Source organism: Nereida sp. (genome assembly GCF_965655635.1).
Classification (GTDB): Bacteria; Pseudomonadota; Alphaproteobacteria; order Rhodobacterales; family Rhodobacteraceae; genus Nereida.
On the sequence record NZ_CBFHHE010000008.1, the window covers coordinates 56,638 to 74,797 of the forward strand.

The window sequence follows — 18,160 nt, forward strand, 5'->3', positions numbered from 1 at the left end:
AAACGCCCAGGCCATATGGCCAAGGGGTGCAACGCACAGGGCGACGAATTGCTGATCCGGAGCCTCATGGCCCAGACCGAATGGCCGCGTCTGAACCCTGCGTGAGGGGATCATGGGGTAAGGCGTCAAAGGGGGGCTTTGCCCACCTGCTCACGCGGCAGGACTTTGACGGTTGGCCCGCATATGGGCGCCCAATGGTCACATGTCAACGATTATTGAGCTAGCGCACTTTCCATATGCTGCAATACAGAGTAAGGCCGCCAAGTCCTTTTTTCTGGAGAAACAACAATGGGCTATAATATCGTCGTCGTTGGCGCCACTGGTAACGTGGGCCGTGAAATGTTGAACATTTTGGCGGAGCGTCAGTTCCCCGTAGCAAAGATTACCGTGCTTGCCAGCCGCAAGTCACTGGGTACGGAAGTAAGCTTTGGCGACAAAACCCTGAAGACCGAAGACCTGGACACCTTCGACTTCACGGGAAGCGACATTGCTCTGTTCGCTGTTGGCTCTGAGGCCACCAAGCAATATGCGCCCAAAGCGGCTGCCGCAGGGTGTGTTGTGATCGATAACTCATCGCTTTACCGCTATGATCCGGACATCCCGTTGATCGTGCCGGAAGTGAACCCCCAAGCCGTGCACGGTTATGCAAAGAAGAACATCATCGCCAACCCAAACTGCTCAACCGCGCAGATGGTTGTGGCCCTTAAGCCGCTTCATGATCGTGCCAAGATCAAGCGCGTCGTGGTCAGCACGTACCAGTCGGTTTCTGGTGCAGGCAAAGGCGGCATTGATGAGCTGTGGGATCAGACAAAGTCGATCTATAATCCCACTGATGATAAGCCAGCACGGCAGTTCACCAAACAGATCGCCTTCAACGTGATCCCGCACATCGACAAGTTCCTTGATAGCGGCGACACCAAAGAAGAGTGGAAGATGGTTGCCGAGACTAAGAAGATTGTCGACAGCAGCATCAAAGTCACCGCGACTTGCGTCCGTGTGCCTGTGTTCGTTGGTCACTCTGAAGCGCTGAACATTGAGTTCGAAGACTTCCTTGATGAAGACGAAGCACGCGACATTCTGCGCGAAGCACCGGGCATCATGGTGATCGATAAGCGCGAAGACGGCGGCTATGTCACGCCGATCGAATGTGTGGGCGATTTCGCAACATTCATCAGCCGCGTGCGCCAAGATACAACTGTTGAGAACGGTCTGAACATGTGGTGCGTTTCTGACAACTTGCGCAAAGGTGCTGCGTTGAACGCGGTACAGATCGCCGAGTTGTTGGGCCGTGAGGTTTTGAAAAAGGGCTAAGCCCCTTCAAGAGTTTGAAATGCAAAACGCGCGCCGCTTACATACAAAGCGGCGCGCGTTTTCTTTTGTGTAACGGTCTTTTCTGGGTCGCTTAGAAGCGCTCGGCGCGCAGTACGTCACAGTCACTTACAGTGACAACACCCATGTGGCGGTCCACCACTTTGAACGCAGCTGTGAGCAGGTCATCAAGACGCTCGGGGCGGATGATGCATACCACTTGGCGCATACCAGAACGGCCCAGCTGACCGTCCGCAGTCCACCCGCCTGAGCGGCCAGAACCACCAAGTACGGGCAGGATCGAATAGCCCTGCACACCAGCGCCATCCAACGCAGCGGTCAAGCGGCGCTCCATTGGTTCTTCGATGATAATTGCAACGCGTTTTGCTTTGTGGGTTTCCATTAAGCTGCTCCAGAAAACATTGTGGCCAGTGCCAGGTACAAGGGAATACCAACCGTAAGGTTGAAGGGGAATGTGACGCCAAGCGACAGCGTCAGGTAAATTGCCGGATCTGCCTCAGGCACCGCAACCCGCATGGCCGCAGGCACCGCGATGTAGCTGGCAGATGCGCAGAGCACCATCAACAAGACTATGCCACCCAGTGACAGCCCGATTGCAGCACCCATCGCAAGGCCAATAACGCTTGAGGCCAGTGGCATCACGATGCCGAACGCAAGTAGGCCAAACGTGATCGTGCCTTTGGCTTGGCGCAAGCCGCGTCCCGCGACCAGACCCATGTCCAGCAAGAACAGGCACAGCACACCTTTGAACGGCGCCACGATAAACGGTCCGATTTCGTCCAGCCCTTTTTGACCTGTTGCCATGCCGATAAAGAATGAGCCGACCAACAAAACGATTGAGCCGTTCAGCAGGATTTCGCGCCACAGGCCCGCGTCCATGCGCGCGCCGCCGGAACCACGTGAGATCAACCAAAGAGCAGACAAGATCGCAGGTGCTTCCATGACGGCTGCAACCGCAACCATGTACCCTTCTGATGTGATGCCGCTGCTTTCAAGCACCGAGGTGCAGGCTACAAACGTCACGATGCTGATCGATCCATAGTGTCCCGCCACCGCAGCGGCGTTCACGGTGTTTAACTTGGTAAGCGTGCGCAAAAGAACGAATGCCAACAATGGTAACAGAGCGGACAAAACCAATCCCGCAATGAGTGTCATTATAAGAGTTGCGTCTAGGGCATTTTTGGTGACCGCAACGCCGCCCTTAAAGCCGATAGCAAAAAGCAGATATATTGACAGACCCTTGGCCACAGCTTCGGGGATGGTCAATTCTGATCGTGCGAGGGCTGCGAAAAGTCCGAGTGCGAATGACAGAATAATCGGCGACAACAGATTATTCAGCGCGAGCGAAAGTACATTTTCCATTTAAAGCCCTTCTGGTCCAACACGTGTAAAGCCTTGGCCCGGCACAAAAGATTCCAGTCGCCCTTCAGCGATGTCCGTCCAAAGGCCGTGCAGGCTTAGCCCGCCTGCTTTCACAGCGTCAAGAACAAACGGAAAGCCCTGTAAGTTCTCAAGACTGATTTCAACGGCCTTCTTCTCGAGGGCTTCTTGGCGGGCATCTGCGTCTTCGATGTGCTTCACATCTTCATAGCCCGAACGGATGATATCGAGCCACCTGCCCAAGAAGCTGGTTTTTTCCTCAAGGGCGGGGGCGTTGCCGCTGCACATTTGTTCACAGCCGGAAATACCGCCGCAATCGGAATGCCCGACCACAATCAGATGTGCCACTTTGAGATGTGTCACGGCGTATTCAACCGCCGCAGATGTACCGTGTGGATCGCCGTCGGGTTCGTACGGGGGCACAAGGTTGGCGATGTTGCGGTGGATGAAGAACTCCCCAGGGTCCGCACCGAAAAGTGACGTGACCTGCACGCGACTGTCACAGCATGAGATCACCATTGCGCGTGGATGCTGCCCCACTTCGGCAAGGCGTCGGTGCCAGACTTCATTGTCGGCATAGATGGTCGCCCTCCAGCCAACGAAACGTTGGACAAGATATTGGGGTAGGGGTTTAGACAGGGGCATCAGGGTTCTCCGCTGCGATATTCTGGGACCGTGATACTTAAAATCTAAGACTTATTCGAGTTATATTTGCGTCTAGGTTTTTGGCGCTCGAAACGATTTGGATACCATTTGCTGGCAGTAACCTGAGTACTCACGCGGGGGTGTGAGACGTAAATTAGGGTGAAATGGTGGAAAAGATAACAAGACTAGACATGCGTGATCGCGCAACCTTGGACCGTGACTGTTTGGCACAGCTTTACGCGGAGCTTGGGCAGCAAGGGGCCGAAGGGGGTCGTGTGCCGCGCGCTTGAGGAATTGGCAGCCCGCGTGGCCCGTGCCCATCAGCATATGCTTGATGGTGAACACGCCGCATTGATGAAAACCGCCAAAAGCATCGTCAGCATCGCTGAGCAAATTGGCCTTCTTGAACTGTCTACGGCGTGTCTTGCTGTGGTTGATGCCGCGCGGGGCGGGGACGGTGTGGCGATTGTGGCCGCAGTGACCCGTATGCAGCGCGTGGCTGAGGCATCATTATCTGCAGTCTGGGAACTGCAGGACGTGTCGTTTTGAAGGTGATGTGCGACTTCTGACTTAGACCTGGCACGCATTAGACCCGGCGCATAGAAGCTGCAGAATAGGAGGTTTGGTGCACGCGTGCCCTTGCGGGTGCGCGGCACTAGGATAGGCTGGCGGAAATTGCACAGCTATCTCAAAAGGATGTTTCCATGTCGCCTAGTTTTTCTGCCGCCACCGATGATGCGATTGCGCTTTATGTTGTTGAGGCCGATCAGCTGGCCGAGTGGATGCAGGGCCTGTCCGAGACTGAGCAATCATGGGCAAAAGTCCAAGGGTTTAGTGCGGCTTACGGGCAGGTCATTACGTTCCCGAGCGCGCTGGGCGGTGTGGCATCTGCGGCGGTGGGTGCAGGGACGAAAGTGGATCGTGCGCGCAACCGGTTCGTGTCTGGTGCGTTGCCGGTTGCCTTGCCCGAAGGTGTCTATGCACTGGCCAGTGCACTGGAAGGCCAAGCGGCAGAAACCTTTGCTCTTGGTTGGTTGTTGGGCAGCTACCGGTTTACGCGGTACGCGGTTGGGGCGGAGGCCCGTGCGCAGCTTGTGGCGCCAGCGGGTGTTGATGCAGCCCGCGTTGAGGCAATTGCTGCAGGTGAATGTTTGACCCGCGATCTGATCAACACGCCAACGGCAGACATGGGGCCGGAACATCTTGAAGCGGCAGCGCGCGAATTGGCCCAAACTCATGGCGCGTCGATCAATGTCACCACGGGCTATGCGCTGATTGAGCAGAACTTCCCGATGATCCACGCGGTTGGCCGCGCCAGCGCAAGTGCGCCGCGTTTGATCGATATGAAATGGGGCGATGCAGGGCCAAAGCTGACGCTTGTTGGCAAGGGAGTGTGCTTTGATACGGGCGGGCTGAACATTAAACCCGGCGGCAGCATGGGTTTGATGAAAAAGGATATGGGCGGCAGTGCGACAGTGCTGGGCCTTGCGCATATGATCATGGCGACGGGCCTAAAGGTGCAGCTTCGGGTGCTGATCCCTGCGGTTGAAAACAGCATCAGCGGCAACGCGTTCCGCCCGCAAGATATTCTGACGGCGCGCAATGGGCTGACTGTTGAGATTAACAACACCGATGCAGAAGGCCGCTTGGTATTGGCCGACGCGCTTGCTTTCGCCGATGAAGACAACCCTGATATGATTATTTCTATGGCAACGCTGACGGGGGCTGCGCGGGTCGCGGTTGGTCCTGACTTGGCGCCGTTCTTTACGGATGACGACAGTGTTGCGCAGACGCTTAGCCAAGCAGGTAGCCACGTTGATGATCCGGTTTGGCGCATGCCGTTCTGGGATCCTTACGAGGCGATGATCGAACCGGGGATCGCAGATCTGGATAACGCCCCAAAGGGTGGGTTCGCGGGTGCGATTACGGCGGCATTGTTTCTGCGCCGGTTCGTCAAAAGTGCGCCGTATAGCCACTTTGATATCTACGGCTGGCAGCCATCTGCGGCCCCCGCGAGGGCCAAAGGTGGTGTTGGCCAAGGTGCGCGCGCCCTTCTTGAGGCGCTTCCGAAAATTCTGGGGCTGTAAGCGGTGTTGTGCGTTAATGCCCCTGTCGCCGATCTGCTGCGAAGCCCTGATGGGCGACGGGATCGACAGCTGTTGATGGGCGATGAGGTGCGATCGTTGCAAAGCGGCGATGGGTTTCATTATGTCCAATCGGTTAAGGACAGCTACATCGGTTATGTCGCCGACGGGCTGATTGCAGAGCAGAACGCGCCCACGCACATGGTCGCCAGCTGTGCGACCCACGCCTATAGCACCGAAAGCTTTAAATCATCCGAGCGGCACGCGTTAAGTTTTGGCGCAAGGGTGCAAGTTGTGGATGAGCGTAAGAAGTTCTTTGAGACATCTGTGGGCTTTATCCCCAAAAAGCATCTTCGTCAAATTGAGCAGCGCTTCAGCGACCCCGTTACAATTGCGCAGATTTTCTTTGGCACGCCTTATCTTTGGGGCGGTAATTCGAGTGCTGGGATTGATTGTTCAGGGCTTGTTCAAGCGGCACTTTTGGCGTGCGGTGAGGCGTGTGCGGGCGACAGCGGTGATCAAGAACAAATGATCGGCGCACAGATTGCGCTGGACGCGCCTTTTCTGCGCGGAGATTTGTTGTTCTGGAAAGGCCACGTTGCCATGATGGTCGATGCCGAGACATTGATCCACGCCAATGCGCATCACATGGCAACAGTTTACGAGAGCGTCGCAGCAGCCATCACGCGGATTGAGGTCCAAGGGGACGGGCCGGTCACAACGCGTCGCAGGCTTTGATCGCTTAGGTCACCGCGCGGATTAGTTTACGTTCAAGAACGTGCAAAACGGACTTAAGCTCGTGGCCGCGTTTCAGGATTTGCCCATCCATTCCAATAACGGAATACATCCCTTGCTTCAGGCGCAGCTTTGGGCGCTTTTCAATACGGTAAAGCGGTTGCTCTGCGGTGCGTTTGAATACGGAAAAAATGGCAACATCGCGCATGGCGGAAATGCCGTAGTCGCGCCACTCACCAGCAGCGACCATGCGCCCATAGAGCGACAGGATCATGTTAAGCTCGAGGCGGTGAAACATCACGTCTTGCTCGGTGACGCGGGTTATTGGCGTTGCTGAAGTCATGCCCAACAGTTGCGTTGATGGGGCGGAAAATCAAGGCGGTCACAAAAATGTCTAGCTGTGTTCTTTGTCTCGCCCTTTTGTGCCCCGAACCTAGCGCCCGTACGGCGTAAACGCGTGTGCCCATAGCAATGGTCCGAGCCCCCACTTTATCCATTACCAAGGCCCATGCGTTTACGTCGACAACCCTAGCTATCAGCGCCCAACCGATATGTTTTAGTTAGCCCGCAACAATCTATTGCGCATTGCATTGGGCCGCTTGGCGCGCCTAGTGTCAGGGCAAATAAGCAATGATCGGAGAGTTGGATTATGCGTACGCGTGCTGCGGTAGCGACCCAAGCGGGCAAGCCCTTAGAAGTGATGGAAGTAAACTTGGCGGGCCCACGGTCCGGTGAGGTTGTGGTTGAAATTAAGGCCACTGGCATTTGTCACACAGATGAATTTACTCTGTCTGGTGCCGATCCTGAGGGGCTTTTCCCCGCGATTTTGGGCCACGAAGGGGCGGGTGTTGTTGTGGACGTGGGTCCTGATGTGACCTCGCTTAAGAAGGGCGATCACGTGATCCCACTTTATACGCCCGAATGCCGGACGTGCGAATATTGCCTCAACCCCAAGACTAACTTGTGCCAGTCCATTCGTAGCACCCAAGGTCAGGGCCTTATGCCCGATGGGACCAGTCGTTTTACCACGCTCGATGGTGATCCAATTTTGCACTATATGGGCTGTTCGACTTTCGCTAACCATACGGTTGTGCCGGAAATTGCACTGGCCAAAGTACGCAAAGACGCGCCGTTTGATAAGATTTGCTACATTGGCTGCGGTGTCACAACGGGCATCGGGGCGGTCATTAACACGGCCAAAGCGGAGATTGGCAGCCGTGCGATTGTCTTTGGGTTGGGCGGCATTGGTCTGAACGTGATCCAAGGGCTGCGGCTTGCAGGTGCGGATCAGATTGTGGGCGTTGATATCAACCCCAGCAAAGTTGAGATGGCCACCCGTTTTGGGATGACTGACTTTGTGAACCCCAAAGAAGTCGATGGTGACTTGGTGGCCTATCTTGTGGCGCTGACCAAGGGCGGCGCGGACTACACGTTTGATGCAACGGGCAACGTGGATGTAATGCGCACGGCGTTGGAATCTGCACACAAAGGATGGGGTGAAAGCATCATCATTGGTGTTGCACCCGCCGGCGCAGAAATCAGCACCCGTCCGTTCCAATTGGTCACAGGCCGGTCATGGCGTGGCACGGCCTTTGGCGGCGCACGCGGTCGCACAGATGTGCCGCAGATCGTTGATTGGTACATGGACGGCAAGATCGAGATCGATCCAATGATTACGCACACAATGGGGCTTGATGACATTAACCACGGGTTTGACCTGATGCATCAGGGCAAGTCGATCCGTTCGGTAGTGGTGTATTAAGCGCTGCGTTTACGCGCCGTAGCGTGACAAAAACAGATCGACCGCAGCAGTTGCAATGCGGTCGATCTCTTCCTCGGTAAACCCGTCTTGGATGCCGAATATCAGTTTCTCGTGCAGGTCCGCTTTGCACAGTTGCGGCAGTTGATCCGCGGCCATGTCAATATCGTCAATCACCAGATCCCCCTTGGCAATCGCCGCGTTGAGATACGTGATCAACCGTTTGCGCGCTTCCATTGGACCGTTGAGGTAAAACGCGCGCCCCAGTTCGGGAAAGCGACTGCTTTCAGCGACGGCAATGCGAAAGACATTCACGCCAAAATCCGAATAAAAGAAACGCATCATGGATTTACACGCTTTGCGCAAAACGTCGCGTGGCGGCAGCGCCATGTTGATTTCATCAAGTGCTGCGTCTGCTTGGCGCGTACATTCGGTCCGCGCGACTTCCATGAACAGAACGCGTTTGTCGGTGAAGTAGCTGTATAAAGTAGCCTTGGAGACTTTGGCTTCGCGGGCGATGTCATCCACGCTGGCGCCGTCAAAGCCATCGCGCATGAACACACGTGTTGCGCCGTTGATCACTTGATCAAACTTGCGACCCTTTTTGATGACCGGCAGTTCGGCGTTCATAAAACCCACCCAAGCGATAAATTCAGAAGCCAATACATAAACTGGTTCGTTTAGTTTGTCCAAGCAGACATTTGGGTGAACGCCGCTCTTCCCCGCTCGGTCGTTGCGTGCTAGCGATTTGATATGGTGGATATATTTCTGAAAACTTTACCCTTTTTCGCGTTGATCGCGCTTGGGTATGGCGCGGCGCGGCGGGGGTTCTTTCCGCCTGAGGCCACGGGATATCTGACCAAGTTCGTCTTTTACTTCGCCCTATCGGCCATGCTGTTCCGCTTTTCAGCCAACCTTAGTCTTGCAGAAGTTATCGATTGGCCGCTTGTGTGGGCATATCTTTTGGGCTCCCTAGCGTTATACTTATTGGCAACTGTTGTGGCCTTGATTCGCAAGCGCGGTATCCTTGAAGGCGCGCTTGAGGCGCAATGCGCCGTTATCGGCAACGTTGGTTTCTTGGGTATTCCAATGCTGATTTTGTTGTTTGGAGAACGTTCCGTTGGACCTGTGATGTTGGTGTTGGCGGTTGATCTAATTGTGTTTGGATCGGTGATCGTCATCTTGATCACCGGTGCGCGTGATGGGCGGATGTCGCTTGGAATTTTGCGAAGCATTGCGATTGGTCTTGTGAAGAACCCGATGATTGTATCCATCGTTTTGGGGCTATGTTGGTCGGCAACGGATCAGCCGCTGCCCGCACCTGTGAACGAATTTCTGGGCATCTTGGGTGCAGCTGCCACGCCTGGTGCGCTCTTTGCGATTGGTGCGTCCTTGGCGGATAAATCTGCGGAACGGATCAGTGTCGCGGGGTGGTTAACTTTCTGTAAACTTGTCCTGCACCCCTTAGCCGTGGGCGCGCTTGCCTTGTTTGTCTTTACGGTCGATTCGTATTCGGCAGCTGTGATGATCGCGACAGCGGCGCTTCCGGTGGCGGGCAATGTGTACATCATCGCGCGGCATTATGATGTCGCACCATCGCGGGCTTCGGCCAGTATTTTTGTCTCAACCGTGGTTTCTGTGGTCAGCCTTTCAGTGGTGATCGCGTGGGTTACGAAAACTCTTTTGTGAGGAATTGCCGTGTTAAAACTGATCTCTGAAAACCGTGCATTCGATGGCGTGCAACGTGTGTATTCCCACCGTTCTGAGGCATGTGATTGCGACATGACGTTTGGGCTTTATCTGCCCGCAGAAGCCGCGTTTGGCCCTGTGCCTTTGCTGACATATTTGTCGGGTCTGACGTGCACCCATGCCAATGCTATGGAAAAATCCGGCGCGCAAAGATGGGCCGCTGAGGAAGGCATTGCAGTACTTTTCCCCGATACGTCGCCCCGTGGCGAGGGCGTGCCAGATGACGAGGCATATGACCTTGGGCAAGGGGCGGGCTTTTACGTGAATGCGCAAAACGCGCCGTGGTTGTCGCACTTCAAGATGTGGGATTATATCACCAAAGATTTACACGGCGCTCTGGCTGAACTGCCTGTTGATCTTGAGCGTCAGAGCATCACGGGCCATTCCATGGGTGGGCATGGCGCGTTGACCTTGGCGATGCATATGCCCGAACGCTACCGCGCGGTTTCGGCGTTTGCCCCCATTGCTAACCCAACCCAAAGCGACTGGGGCATAAAGCAGCTTGGCGCATATTTGCCGCAAACCGAATGGGCCAATCACGATGCCAGCTTGCTGATGGCTGAACGCGGGTTTGCCGGCCCTGTGTTGATTGACCAAGGTACTGAAGATCAGTTTCTTGATTTGCTGCGCCCCGAAAGCCTAGCCCACGCAATGACAGCGCGCCGCCAAGCGGGTGAATTTCGGATGCAGAAAGGGTATGATCACAGTTATTATTTTGTCTCGACGTTTATGGCCGATCACATCGCCTTTCACGCAGAGGCACTGCACGGGTGATTTACGTTGATGCAGATGCCTGTCCCGTCAAAGCCGAGGCAGAGCGCGTGGCGACGCGGCATAGGCTTACCCTTTTTGTCGTGAGCAACGGCGGATTGCGCCCATCCCAGAACCCGTTGGTAGAAAACATTATCGTGCCGGACGGACCGGATGTTGCGGATATGTGGATCGCAGATCGCGCCAAAGCCGGTGACGTAGTGATCACCGGTGACATTCCGCTGGCGGCTAAATGCGTAGAGGCAGGGGCCCGCGTGATCAAACATAACGGTGAAATTCTGGACGCGCGCAATATCGGACAGGTTTTGGCGACCCGGGACTTGATGCAGGATTTGCGTAGTGCGGACCCGTTTCGTCAAGGGGGCGGGCGACCGTTTTCCAAGGCCGACAGATCGCGATTTTTAGACGGGCTTGAGCGCGTGGTGCGCTTTGCCAAATCAGACGCAGAAAAAGGAACAGCACCATGAGTGTTCAGGCAGTGGTTTTTGACATCGGCAACGTGCTTATTGAATGGCACCCGGAACGCTTTTTTGACAGTGTAATTGGTCAGGAGCGCCGCGAAGCGATGTTTGCAGAAGTAGATCTGCACGGCATGAACGACCGCGTTGACCGTGGCGAGGGCTTTCGCGATGTGATCTATGCGCAGGCTGAAAAAACGCCGCAGTGGCGTGATGAAATCCGTATCTGGCATGATCGGTGGATCGAGATGGCCGCGCCGGTGATTGAGCATTCCGTCCGCTTGCAAACCGCACTGCGTTCTAAAGGGGTTCCAGTTTTTTCGCTGACCAACTTCGGTATTGAGAGCTTTGCTTACGCGCAGACGCATTATCCGTTTTTGACAAATTTCGATCGCCAATATGTTAGTGGCCACATGCGCTGTATCAAGCCAGAACCACAGATTTATCAGATGATGGAAGATGACTGCGGTGTCGCGCCTGAAGGGTTGCTCTTTACGGATGACCGCGCGGATAACATCGCAATGGCTGCTTCACGCGGATGGCAAACGCACCTGTTTGAAGGCCCGCAAGGATGGGCTGATCGACTGGTGGCCGAAGGCTTGTTGAGCGCAGAGAAGGCCGTGTAGCCTAAGTGGCCTTAGCTTGCCACGGCTGCCGGTAACGGGCGCTCTTTGATGGGCAGATGCACGATTGCACTGAACGCGCCCACACCCACGCCGACCCACCAGACCATGTTATAATCACCGTAGATATCGTACATTTTACCGCCCAGCCAAACGCCAAGAAAGCTGCCCAGTTGATGGCTGAAAAAGACGATGCCATAGAGCGTGCCCATGTAGCGCAGGCCGTAAATATGCGCGACAAGGCCGCTGGTCAGTGGCACTGTGGCCAGCCATAATGAGCCCATCGCAAGCGAGAACAAGATCACTGTTGTGGGCGTGATCGGCATCAGGATAAACACAGCCGCCACGAGTGTCCGGCCTGTGTAGATACCCGCCAGCAGGTATTTCTTGGAGTAACGTTTGCCTGCCCAACCGGCCAAAAGGGTGCCCGCAATGTTGGCCGCGCCGATCAGCGCGATGGCCATCGCACCCAGTGCGCTGGTGGTGGTGATGCCCATGTTATGCAGGACGCCGCCTGCCAAAATAGGGCCGCACATTTCGGTAATCATTGCGGGGAAGTGCGCGGTGATGAAGGCAAGCTGATAGCCGCAGGAAAAGAACCCAAGGAAGATGAGTGAATAGGACGGGTCTTTGAAGGCCTTTATCAGGATTTGGCCCATCGACTCTTCCAGCTCGGCTTTGCTGGCTGGGGCGGCCGTGTTCATCAAAGGTAGGCACAATAGCGTGCTGATGATCAGACCCGCAAAGACGATAAAGACCATTTGCCATGACATGATTGTCAAAAGCGCCTCGGCGACTGGGGCCCCAAAGATCTGGCCTGCGCTACCGGCTGCGGTGGCAATGGCAAGTGCCATAGAGCGGTTCTCATCACTTGCGGCACGCCCCACAACGGCCAGAATGACGCCGAAACCTGTCCCCGCGATGCCAAAGCCCACGAGCCACGCATAGGCTTGGTGGCCCAAAGGCGTGATGGCTTGTGATGACAACAAAAGGCCAATTGCATAGGTCAGCGCGCCCAAAATAATGGCTTTGCGGTCCGTTAGCTTTTCAGCGATGGCCCCAAAGATCGGCTGGCCAATGCCCCACGCAAGGTTCTGAATGGCGATCGCGAGAGAGAACTCGGTGCGCAACCAGCCGAATTCCTCTGCGATGGGAATTTGGAACACGCCAAAACTTGCCCGGATCGCAAAGCTGACCATGATAATGATGCAGCCCGCAACGAGGACTGGCGTAATGAGAGGCGCGCTTGATGTTTTCATCCCGCTTAGATGGCGCAGGTTCAATGACCGGTCAATTCTTATTGTGCTTATGTCATTGACCGTTAGCGTTTTCGTCTATCGCACCGTTGATGTCTGCCAAAGCGTTGCTGAGAACTGTGGCCCATTCACCGATGATGGGGATGAAATCAATCTGGCTGAGCAAATAGACAAGCACAGAAACCAGTAGCGTTGCCCCAATAACGGACCCTAAACCAAAGGCCAGCCCGCGCGCAAAATTGAACGCCAGCATCTTGGGCACAGAGTTGTGCATCGTCACAAAGCGGTGCCCATTCAGTTTAGCGACCTCGGCGGCCAGTTTCTTGATGTCTTGATCCATCTCGAAATCATGCGTCTTTTTCTGGTATTTGTAAAACTGAACGACTAGGCAAACGTTATGGTTCCATCCGAGATTTATACCGCCCGCGTTGCCGCCGGCGAGCTGACGCCAGATGACACGCAAACCGCTGTGTTGCCTGAATTTGACCGCATTGCGAACGAGCTGGCACAGCCTGTAAAGCGCGGCTTTTTCCGCCGTGCCCCTGATCCTATACACGGCCTCTATCTGTGGGGCGGTGTTGGGCGTGGGAAGTCGATGCTGATGGATTTGTTTGTCAGCGGGCTGAGCGTTCCGGCGCGACGGGTTCATTTTCACGCTTTCATGCAAGAAATTCACGGGGCTATTCACGAAGCGCGGGCGCGCGGTGTTGATGACCCGATCAAACCTGTGGCGGATGCTATTTCTGACAGCGTACGGTGTTTGGCGTTTGATGAAATGCAAATCACAGACATCACTGATGCGATGATTGTTGGGCGTCTGTTTGAGCAACTTTTCGCGGCAGGTGTTGTTGTTGTGACCACCTCAAACCGAGTGCCGGATGATCTGTATAAACATGGGCTGAACCGTGATCTGTTTGTGCCGTTCATCGGGCTTTTGAAAGAGAAAATGGTGGTGCATGAATTGGCGTCACCCACGGATTACCGCCAAGACCGCCTTGCGGGGTCGGATGTTTATTTTACCCCTGTTGATCAAAAAGCGCGCGCCGAGATGGATGCGGCTTGGGCCGCACTTGCGGACGGTGACGGTGCACCGCTTACGTTGCGCGTGAAGGGCCATGACCTGCTGATACCGCGCTTTCATAATGGTGTAGCGCGGGCGAAGTTTTTTGATCTGTGCGGCAAGCACCTTGGGGCGGCGGATTATTTGATGCTGGCAGAGACTGCGAAGGTTTTGCTGCTGGATGATGTGCCGCGATTAGGGCGGTCAAATTTCAACGAAGCCAAGCGGTTTGTGACGTTGATTGATGCACTTTATGAAGCGGGCACGCGTCTGATTTGCTCGGCAGCGGCGGCGCCTGAGTTGCTGTACGTTGAGGGCGAGGGGACTTTTGAGTTTGAGCGCACCGCAAGCCGATTGCGCGAAATGCAATCTGTGGGCTGGGGTCTGTAGGCGGTGTGTAAATCCTGCTGAGCAAAAAAAGGGGCCCCGAAGGACCCCTTGTAAGTTTTGCTCAATGGCTTGGAGATGCCTGCTTTTTTTATACGTTTGGGATGCGCAACTTTTGCCTGATAAAGATGCGATCGGGCGTTGTGAGCTTGTCACGGTTGGCATCGAAGATTGTTTGGTAATCGGTCGTGGAGCCGTAAAACTTCAGCGCGATATAGGCCAAGCTATCGCCTGAGACGACGGTGTAGACGCGGTTGCCGTTTTCAACGCGCGCAATGGGGCGCGAGGCTTCGGCCGCGCGGCGTTGCAATTCGGCGGCGGCTGTCTCACCTTTGGCGACCAATGCTTTTTGCACGACGTTGAACAATACGGCCGTTGGGTCAACTTCGCCGCCAGTTGTACCGAGTTCTTTGGGCAGCACCAAAACCCCGTTGGACACAGCCGCAGAGATCAGGTTTTGCGCGTCTGTTACCGCGCTTGGCGCGTTGGTTGAGTTAAGCTTGAGGCGGTTATTCTCATCTTCGTCAACCGAGTAGAGGCCCGCCACGATGCCCTCTTCCAGCATGCGTAGTTTGTTTGCGTTCAGGATATCCACTGCCTCTTGGACTTTGCGGGCCTTTTCTTCCGCAATGGCCTCGGCTGCTTGCACGGGCGCCGGGCTAAGCGATGCGTTGACTGCCGATTGTACGTTCAAGCTGTTAAGTGTTTCGCTTGTGTTGCGTGTGACTTCTGGCGTCAGCGGCAGACCTGATGAGGCGGATGCGACTTGGGCGGTAACCGTTGGTTCGCTCGTCATTTTGACGACCTGATACGTTAGCGCGCCACCAACAACGAAAGAGAAACCGCTGATAGCGAGCACAAGGGGAAGCGTCTTTTTGGAAGTACTGGTCATGGGCTCAACTTTCACGATGGTGTCTCCTGAGTGGTCAGGCCGAGAGCTGTCCAGACTTGCATCCCGCCTCGGTAATATTTGACTTTTTCTGCTGGGTATCCGCTGTCCAAAAGGGTGCTGATAAGCCGTTGCGCGTCTGTGGTCCCTGGACCTGCGTCGAAGATCACCAACTCAACTGCGCCGTTGAAGTTAGACACGCCTGCGGCTGTTTTGGCACCAAGTGCGCGCAAGATATCAACGCGGTAGGGGTTGTCGGCGGCCATTGTGGGCACCGGCACACTGACAGATGCGGGAATAAAGCCAACCGCGCGTTTTTCAGGCATGCGCGCATCAAGGATAAGCCCTGATCCCGCTGCAATCTGTTCGGTTATGAAGCTCATCACGTCCAATTCACCGATGGTGGTGACACCTTCGGCTGCGGACATAGGTGATAGGCAACTGCCCTCACACGACAGATTTGGTCGCGCGAAGGCGACCAGCTTGTTCACGTTGACCTGAGCGGCGCGCGTGATGGTGAAAGCCTCGCCGTTAAAGCGGAACGAGGTTTCATTTCCGGCTGTTGTGCTTGGGCGACCAAAGCGGACGCCGACAAAATACCAACTAAAGCCCCTGAAAATAGGCTACGAATCATTAACAAGTCCCCCAGCAGGACAATACTCACCCACATGTTGTGGCGTGGGGCTGTCAGGCCCATGAATATCGCTACTGCCTCCACATATAGAGACAGAACGAATCAATAGTCAAAAGATTTTTGAAGCACTCTTTGGATTTTATGTGGTGGATGGTGTGGTGTCGGGCTTAGCCGTTGCTGCGCAAAATGGCCCCAGCAAGGTAAAGCGACCCGCAGATCAAGATGCGTGCATCGGGCTTGGAAGCGGTTATATTCTCAATCGCTGTCTGCACATTGGGTGCAATTTCTGACTGAAAACCAACACGTTGCGCTGCATCAGCAGTAGTTTGTGCAGGCAGGGTGTTTACTTCATCGGGAATGTCGACTGCGGTCAGGCTTTGGGCAACTGTCGCCAGTGGGGCGAGGTATCCACCGATGTCTTTGGTGTTCAACATACCGCATATCAGATGCGTTGAACGGTTTGGCAGTGTCTTGATCAGATCAGCCATCGCACGGCCCGCGGCAGGGTTGTGGCCGCCATCAAGCCAAAGTTCCGCGCGCCCTGCAGCCTCTACCAGTGGACCAGTTTTCAGGCGCTGCATCCGCGCGGGCCAGCTTACGTTTTCCATCGCTGCGGCGCAGGCATCTTCCCCAAAACCAAGGTGGCGAAGCGCCATCAATGCGGCACCTGCGTTCTGCACTTGGTGTGCGCCGGGCAGAGCGGGCATCGGCAGGTCCAGCAGTCCGTTTTCATCTTGGAAAATGAGGCGGCTGCGTTCTGTGGTGACGTGCCAGTGTTGGCCGTGTGCTAGCATGGGCGCACCAAGGCTGTTTGCCTTAGCCTCAATCACATCAAGGGCCTCGTCATGCTGAGGGCCAACAATAACAGGCACACCCGGCTTGATGATGCCTGCTTTTTCACCTGCGATGGCACCGAAAGTGTCCCCAAGAAATTGCTGGTGATCCAAGTCAACGGGCGTGATGATCGACAGGGCGGGATCCATCACATTTGTTGCGTCAAGCCGCCCGCCAAGGCCGACTTCAAGCAACGTATAATCTGCTTTTGTGCGTGAAAAAGCCAGTAGGGCGGCAACAGTTGTTATCTCGAAATAGGTGATATTCGCGCCGTTATTGGCGGTGTAGCAATCGTCCAGAACTTGGGTCAGGGCGTCTTCTGTGATCAGCTCGCCTGCAAGGCGGATGCGTTCATGAAAACGTGCCAGATGCGGTGATGTGTAGGCGTGCACGGATTTACCCGCGCCCTCAAGCCCCGCGCGGATCATCGCTTGGGTTGAGCCTTTGCCGTTGGTGCCAGCCAGATGAATAACAGGAGGCATGTGGTTCTGCGGATTATCAAGCGCGCTCAAAAGCGCCCAAACACGGTTCAGCGTCAGATCGATGATCTTGGGGTGCAGCGCCATCATCCGTTGCAGGATGACGTCCGATGTATCGGCTGTCATTTCGCGTCTGTGATTTCTGGTTGTTCCGCAGGGGCAGGCAAATCGCCGTGGATTGCGGGTTTGTCTTTCATCATCATGCGGATGATTGTCACCAGTTCCGACTTTAGCTTTGAGCGGTGTGTCACACGGTCAAGCATGCCGTGCTCAAGCAGATATTCGGCCCGTTGAAAGCCTTCGGGCAGTTTTTCGCGGATGGTTTGCTCAATCACGCGGGGTCCGGCAAAGCAAATCAGGGCGTTTGGTTCGGCAATATGCACATCGCCCAGCATGGCGTATGAGGCGGTCACACCACCAGTCGTTGGGTGGGTCAGAACAACGATGTAGGGCAGGTTTGCCTCTTTGAGCATTTCAACCGCTACGGTTGTGCGCGGCATTTGCATCAAAGACAAAATGCCTTCCTGCATTCGTGCACCACCAGCGGCAGAGAACAGGACGAGGGGCCGCTTTAGCTTTACGGCGCGTTCGGCGGCCGCGATAATTGCGTTGCCCACATACATGCCCATTGAGCCAGCCATGAATGAGAAATCCTGACAGGCGGCAACGATAGGTGTGCGCAAGATTTCACCCACTGCCACCAGCATCGCTTCTTTTTCGCCCGTTGATTTGATGGCGGCCTTCATGCGGTCAGGATAGCGTTTCTGGTCCTTAAACTCGAGCGGGTCAGCAAGTGGTTCAGGCACCGCTACGTCCAGATATACGCCACCGTCGAACAACGCTTGGAAGCGGTCGCGCGCGGTGATCGCCATGTGGTGATCACATTGTGTGCAGACGTTCAGGTTTTCCGTCAGCTCACGGTGAAACAGCATGGTGCCGCATTCAGAGCATTTCTGCCAAAGGTTCTCGGGAACCTCACGGCGTGAAAAGATGGAATTAATCGTCGGACGGACGTAATTGGAAATCCAGTTCATAGAAAGCCCCTGCTACCTTCGTTTCCCAGATAAGCCCGTGGATCAGGAAATGCA

21 protein-coding genes are annotated in these 18,160 nt (G+C 55.2%); 10 read left to right on the top strand and 11 right to left on the bottom strand.

Features of this window, described 5'->3' with window-relative positions; translation table 11 throughout:
- Window positions 1–288: 288 nt before the first annotated feature.
- A complete protein-coding gene (locus ACTF5M_RS04325) occupies window positions 289–1,311 on the top strand; it encodes an aspartate-semialdehyde dehydrogenase (RefSeq protein ID WP_438959848.1) in 1,023 nt (340 codons plus the stop codon).
- Between the two features lie 91 nt (window positions 1,312–1,402).
- Here ACTF5M_RS04325 and ACTF5M_RS04330 read toward each other — a convergent pair whose 3' ends face one another.
- From ACTF5M_RS04330 to ACTF5M_RS04340, 3 genes are read right to left on the bottom strand one after another with little or no spacing between them, the layout of a single operon-like run.
- Entirely contained in the window at window positions 1,403–1,711 is a 309-nt protein-coding gene (locus tag ACTF5M_RS04330) for a P-II family nitrogen regulator (RefSeq protein ID WP_048598451.1), read from the bottom strand.
- Window positions 1,711–2,691, bottom strand: a complete 981-nt coding sequence (locus tag ACTF5M_RS04335; RefSeq protein ID WP_438959849.1) for a sodium-dependent bicarbonate transport family permease — start codon at window positions 2,689–2,691, stop codon at window positions 1,711–1,713. The genes ACTF5M_RS04330 and ACTF5M_RS04335 overlap by 1 nt, the downstream gene beginning before the upstream one ends.
- Window positions 2,692–3,354, bottom strand: a complete 663-nt coding sequence (locus tag ACTF5M_RS04340) for a carbonic anhydrase (RefSeq protein ID WP_438959850.1) — start codon at window positions 3,352–3,354, stop codon at window positions 2,692–2,694.
- Window positions 3,355–3,549: 195 nt separating this feature from the next.
- Here ACTF5M_RS04340 and ACTF5M_RS04345 point away from each other — a divergent pair, with 195 nt between their 5' ends.
- The 3 genes from ACTF5M_RS04345 to ACTF5M_RS04355 all read left to right on the top strand — a co-directional run bounded on the left by ACTF5M_RS04345 (window position 3,550) and on the right by ACTF5M_RS04355 (window position 6,176).
- A complete protein-coding gene (locus ACTF5M_RS04345; protein WP_438959851.1) occupies window positions 3,550–3,903 on the top strand; it encodes a hypothetical protein in 354 nt (117 codons plus the stop codon).
- A gap of 155 nt (window positions 3,904–4,058) precedes the next feature.
- On the top strand, window positions 4,059–5,441 hold the full coding sequence (locus ACTF5M_RS04350) for a leucyl aminopeptidase family protein (protein ID WP_438959852.1): 1,383 nt from the start codon (window positions 4,059–4,061) through the stop codon (window positions 5,439–5,441).
- Window positions 5,442–5,444: 3 nt separating this feature from the next.
- Window positions 5,445–6,176, top strand: a complete 732-nt coding sequence (locus tag ACTF5M_RS04355) for a C40 family peptidase (protein ID WP_438959853.1) — start codon at window positions 5,445–5,447, stop codon at window positions 6,174–6,176.
- A gap of 4 nt (window positions 6,177–6,180) precedes the next feature.
- Here the strand turns inward: ACTF5M_RS04355 and ACTF5M_RS04360 are convergent, their stop codons facing one another.
- A complete protein-coding gene (locus ACTF5M_RS04360) occupies window positions 6,181–6,516 on the bottom strand; it encodes a DUF2794 domain-containing protein (RefSeq protein WP_438959854.1) in 336 nt (111 codons plus the stop codon).
- Between the two features lie 306 nt (window positions 6,517–6,822).
- Between ACTF5M_RS04360 and ACTF5M_RS04365 the strand changes: the two genes are divergently transcribed.
- Window positions 6,823–7,935, top strand: coding sequence for an S-(hydroxymethyl)glutathione dehydrogenase/class III alcohol dehydrogenase (locus ACTF5M_RS04365; protein ID WP_048598444.1), 1,113 nt, complete (start codon window positions 6,823–6,825; stop codon window positions 7,933–7,935).
- A 9-nt stretch (window positions 7,936–7,944) separates the two neighbouring features.
- Here the strand turns inward: ACTF5M_RS04365 and ACTF5M_RS04370 are convergent, their stop codons facing one another.
- On the bottom strand, window positions 7,945–8,562 hold the full coding sequence (locus ACTF5M_RS04370; RefSeq protein ID WP_438959855.1) for a TetR/AcrR family transcriptional regulator: 618 nt from the start codon (window positions 8,560–8,562) through the stop codon (window positions 7,945–7,947).
- 123 nt (window positions 8,563–8,685) lie between these two features.
- Between ACTF5M_RS04370 and ACTF5M_RS04375 the strand changes: the two genes are divergently transcribed.
- Genes ACTF5M_RS04375 through ACTF5M_RS04390 form a run of 4 tightly spaced genes read left to right on the top strand, consistent with a single transcriptional unit; the run spans window position 8,686 to window position 11,536 of the window.
- Complete coding sequence (locus tag ACTF5M_RS04375) at window positions 8,686–9,621, top strand: AEC family transporter (protein ID WP_438959856.1); 936 nt, start codon at window positions 8,686–8,688, stop codon at window positions 9,619–9,621.
- A 9-nt stretch (window positions 9,622–9,630) separates the two neighbouring features.
- Complete coding sequence (fghA, locus tag ACTF5M_RS04380; RefSeq protein WP_438959857.1) at window positions 9,631–10,455, top strand: S-formylglutathione hydrolase; 825 nt, start codon at window positions 9,631–9,633, stop codon at window positions 10,453–10,455.
- Window positions 10,452–10,919 carry a YaiI/YqxD family protein gene (locus ACTF5M_RS04385; protein WP_438959858.1) on the top strand — a complete coding sequence of 156 codons (468 nt, stop codon included), beginning with the start codon at window positions 10,452–10,454 and terminating at the stop codon, window positions 10,917–10,919. Before fghA ends, ACTF5M_RS04385 begins: the two co-directional genes overlap by 4 nt.
- The gene (locus ACTF5M_RS04390; RefSeq protein ID WP_438959859.1) at window positions 10,916–11,536 is read left to right on the top strand and encodes an HAD family hydrolase; all 621 of its coding nucleotides are present in this window, start codon (window positions 10,916–10,918) and stop codon (window positions 11,534–11,536) included. The genes ACTF5M_RS04385 and ACTF5M_RS04390 overlap by 4 nt, the downstream gene beginning before the upstream one ends.
- A gap of 11 nt (window positions 11,537–11,547) precedes the next feature.
- Here the strand turns inward: ACTF5M_RS04390 and ACTF5M_RS04395 are convergent, their stop codons facing one another.
- Window positions 11,548–12,792 (bottom strand): MFS transporter, encoded by a 1,245-nt coding sequence (locus ACTF5M_RS04395; RefSeq protein ID WP_438959860.1) that lies wholly within the window; start codon window positions 12,790–12,792, stop codon window positions 11,548–11,550.
- A 52-nt stretch (window positions 12,793–12,844) separates the two neighbouring features.
- A complete protein-coding gene (locus ACTF5M_RS04400; protein WP_438959861.1) occupies window positions 12,845–13,129 on the bottom strand; it encodes a DUF5665 domain-containing protein in 285 nt (94 codons plus the stop codon).
- A 57-nt stretch (window positions 13,130–13,186) separates the two neighbouring features.
- On the opposite strand from ACTF5M_RS04400, the gene zapE reads away from it, so the two are divergent.
- Window positions 13,187–14,239, top strand: coding sequence for a cell division protein ZapE (gene zapE, locus ACTF5M_RS04405; RefSeq protein ID WP_438959862.1), 1,053 nt, complete (start codon window positions 13,187–13,189; stop codon window positions 14,237–14,239).
- An 88-nt stretch (window positions 14,240–14,327) separates the two neighbouring features.
- Here the strand turns inward: zapE and ACTF5M_RS04410 are convergent, their stop codons facing one another.
- The 4 genes from ACTF5M_RS04410 to accD all read right to left on the bottom strand — a co-directional run bounded on the left by ACTF5M_RS04410 (window position 14,328) and on the right by accD (window position 18,106).
- On the bottom strand, window positions 14,328–15,143 hold the full coding sequence (locus tag ACTF5M_RS04410; protein WP_438959863.1) for a LysM peptidoglycan-binding domain-containing protein: 816 nt from the start codon (window positions 15,141–15,143) through the stop codon (window positions 14,328–14,330).
- Window positions 15,140–15,553, bottom strand: a complete 414-nt coding sequence (locus ACTF5M_RS04415) for a rhodanese-like domain-containing protein (RefSeq protein ID WP_438959864.1) — start codon at window positions 15,551–15,553, stop codon at window positions 15,140–15,142. Before ACTF5M_RS04415 ends, ACTF5M_RS04410 begins: the two co-directional genes overlap by 4 nt.
- Before the next feature lie 373 nt (window positions 15,554–15,926).
- Complete coding sequence (locus tag ACTF5M_RS04420) at window positions 15,927–17,198, bottom strand: bifunctional folylpolyglutamate synthase/dihydrofolate synthase (protein WP_438959865.1); 1,272 nt, start codon at window positions 17,196–17,198, stop codon at window positions 15,927–15,929.
- The gene (gene accD / locus ACTF5M_RS04425) at window positions 17,195–18,106 is read right to left on the bottom strand and encodes an acetyl-CoA carboxylase, carboxyltransferase subunit beta (protein WP_438959866.1); all 912 of its coding nucleotides are present in this window, start codon (window positions 18,104–18,106) and stop codon (window positions 17,195–17,197) included. The genes ACTF5M_RS04420 and accD overlap by 4 nt, the downstream gene beginning before the upstream one ends.
- Window positions 18,107–18,160 lie beyond the last annotated feature (54 nt).

What these genes read in the sequence shown, in the direction of transcription:
- ACTF5M_RS04325 (WP_438959848.1), top strand. Translation starts at nt 289, where the DNA reads ATGGGCTATAATATCGTCGTCGTTGGCGCCACTGGTAACGTGGGCCGT.
- ACTF5M_RS04330 (WP_048598451.1), bottom strand. Translation starts at nt 1,711, where the DNA reads ATGGAAACCCACAAAGCAAAACGCGTTGCAATTATCATCGAAGAACCA.
- ACTF5M_RS04335 (WP_438959849.1), bottom strand. Translation starts at nt 2,691, where the DNA reads ATGGAAAATGTACTTTCGCTCGCGCTGAATAATCTGTTGTCGCCGATT.
- ACTF5M_RS04340 (WP_438959850.1), bottom strand. Translation starts at nt 3,354, where the DNA reads ATGCCCCTGTCTAAACCCCTACCCCAATATCTTGTCCAACGTTTCGTT.
- ACTF5M_RS04350 (WP_438959852.1), top strand. Translation starts at nt 4,059, where the DNA reads ATGTCGCCTAGTTTTTCTGCCGCCACCGATGATGCGATTGCGCTTTAT.
- ACTF5M_RS04360 (WP_438959854.1), bottom strand. Translation starts at nt 6,516, where the DNA reads ATGACTTCAGCAACGCCAATAACCCGCGTCACCGAGCAAGACGTGATG.
- ACTF5M_RS04365 (WP_048598444.1), top strand. Translation starts at nt 6,823, where the DNA reads ATGCGTACGCGTGCTGCGGTAGCGACCCAAGCGGGCAAGCCCTTAGAA.
- ACTF5M_RS04370 (WP_438959855.1), bottom strand. Translation starts at nt 8,562, where the DNA reads ATGAACGCCGAACTGCCGGTCATCAAAAAGGGTCGCAAGTTTGATCAA.
- ACTF5M_RS04375 (WP_438959856.1), top strand. Translation starts at nt 8,686, where the DNA reads ATGGTGGATATATTTCTGAAAACTTTACCCTTTTTCGCGTTGATCGCG.
- ACTF5M_RS04390 (WP_438959859.1), top strand. Translation starts at nt 10,916, where the DNA reads ATGAGTGTTCAGGCAGTGGTTTTTGACATCGGCAACGTGCTTATTGAA.
- ACTF5M_RS04395 (WP_438959860.1), bottom strand. Translation starts at nt 12,792, where the DNA reads ATGAAAACATCAAGCGCGCCTCTCATTACGCCAGTCCTCGTTGCGGGC.
- ACTF5M_RS04400 (WP_438959861.1), bottom strand. Translation starts at nt 13,129, where the DNA reads ATGGATCAAGACATCAAGAAACTGGCCGCCGAGGTCGCTAAACTGAAT.
- zapE (WP_438959862.1), top strand. Translation starts at nt 13,187, where the DNA reads ATGGTTCCATCCGAGATTTATACCGCCCGCGTTGCCGCCGGCGAGCTG.
- ACTF5M_RS04415 (WP_438959864.1), bottom strand. Translation starts at nt 15,553, where the DNA reads ATGTCCGCAGCCGAAGGTGTCACCACCATCGGTGAATTGGACGTGATG.
- ACTF5M_RS04420 (WP_438959865.1), bottom strand. Translation starts at nt 17,198, where the DNA reads ATGACAGCCGATACATCGGACGTCATCCTGCAACGGATGATGGCGCTG.
- accD (WP_438959866.1), bottom strand. Translation starts at nt 18,106, where the DNA reads ATGAACTGGATTTCCAATTACGTCCGTCCGACGATTAATTCCATCTTT.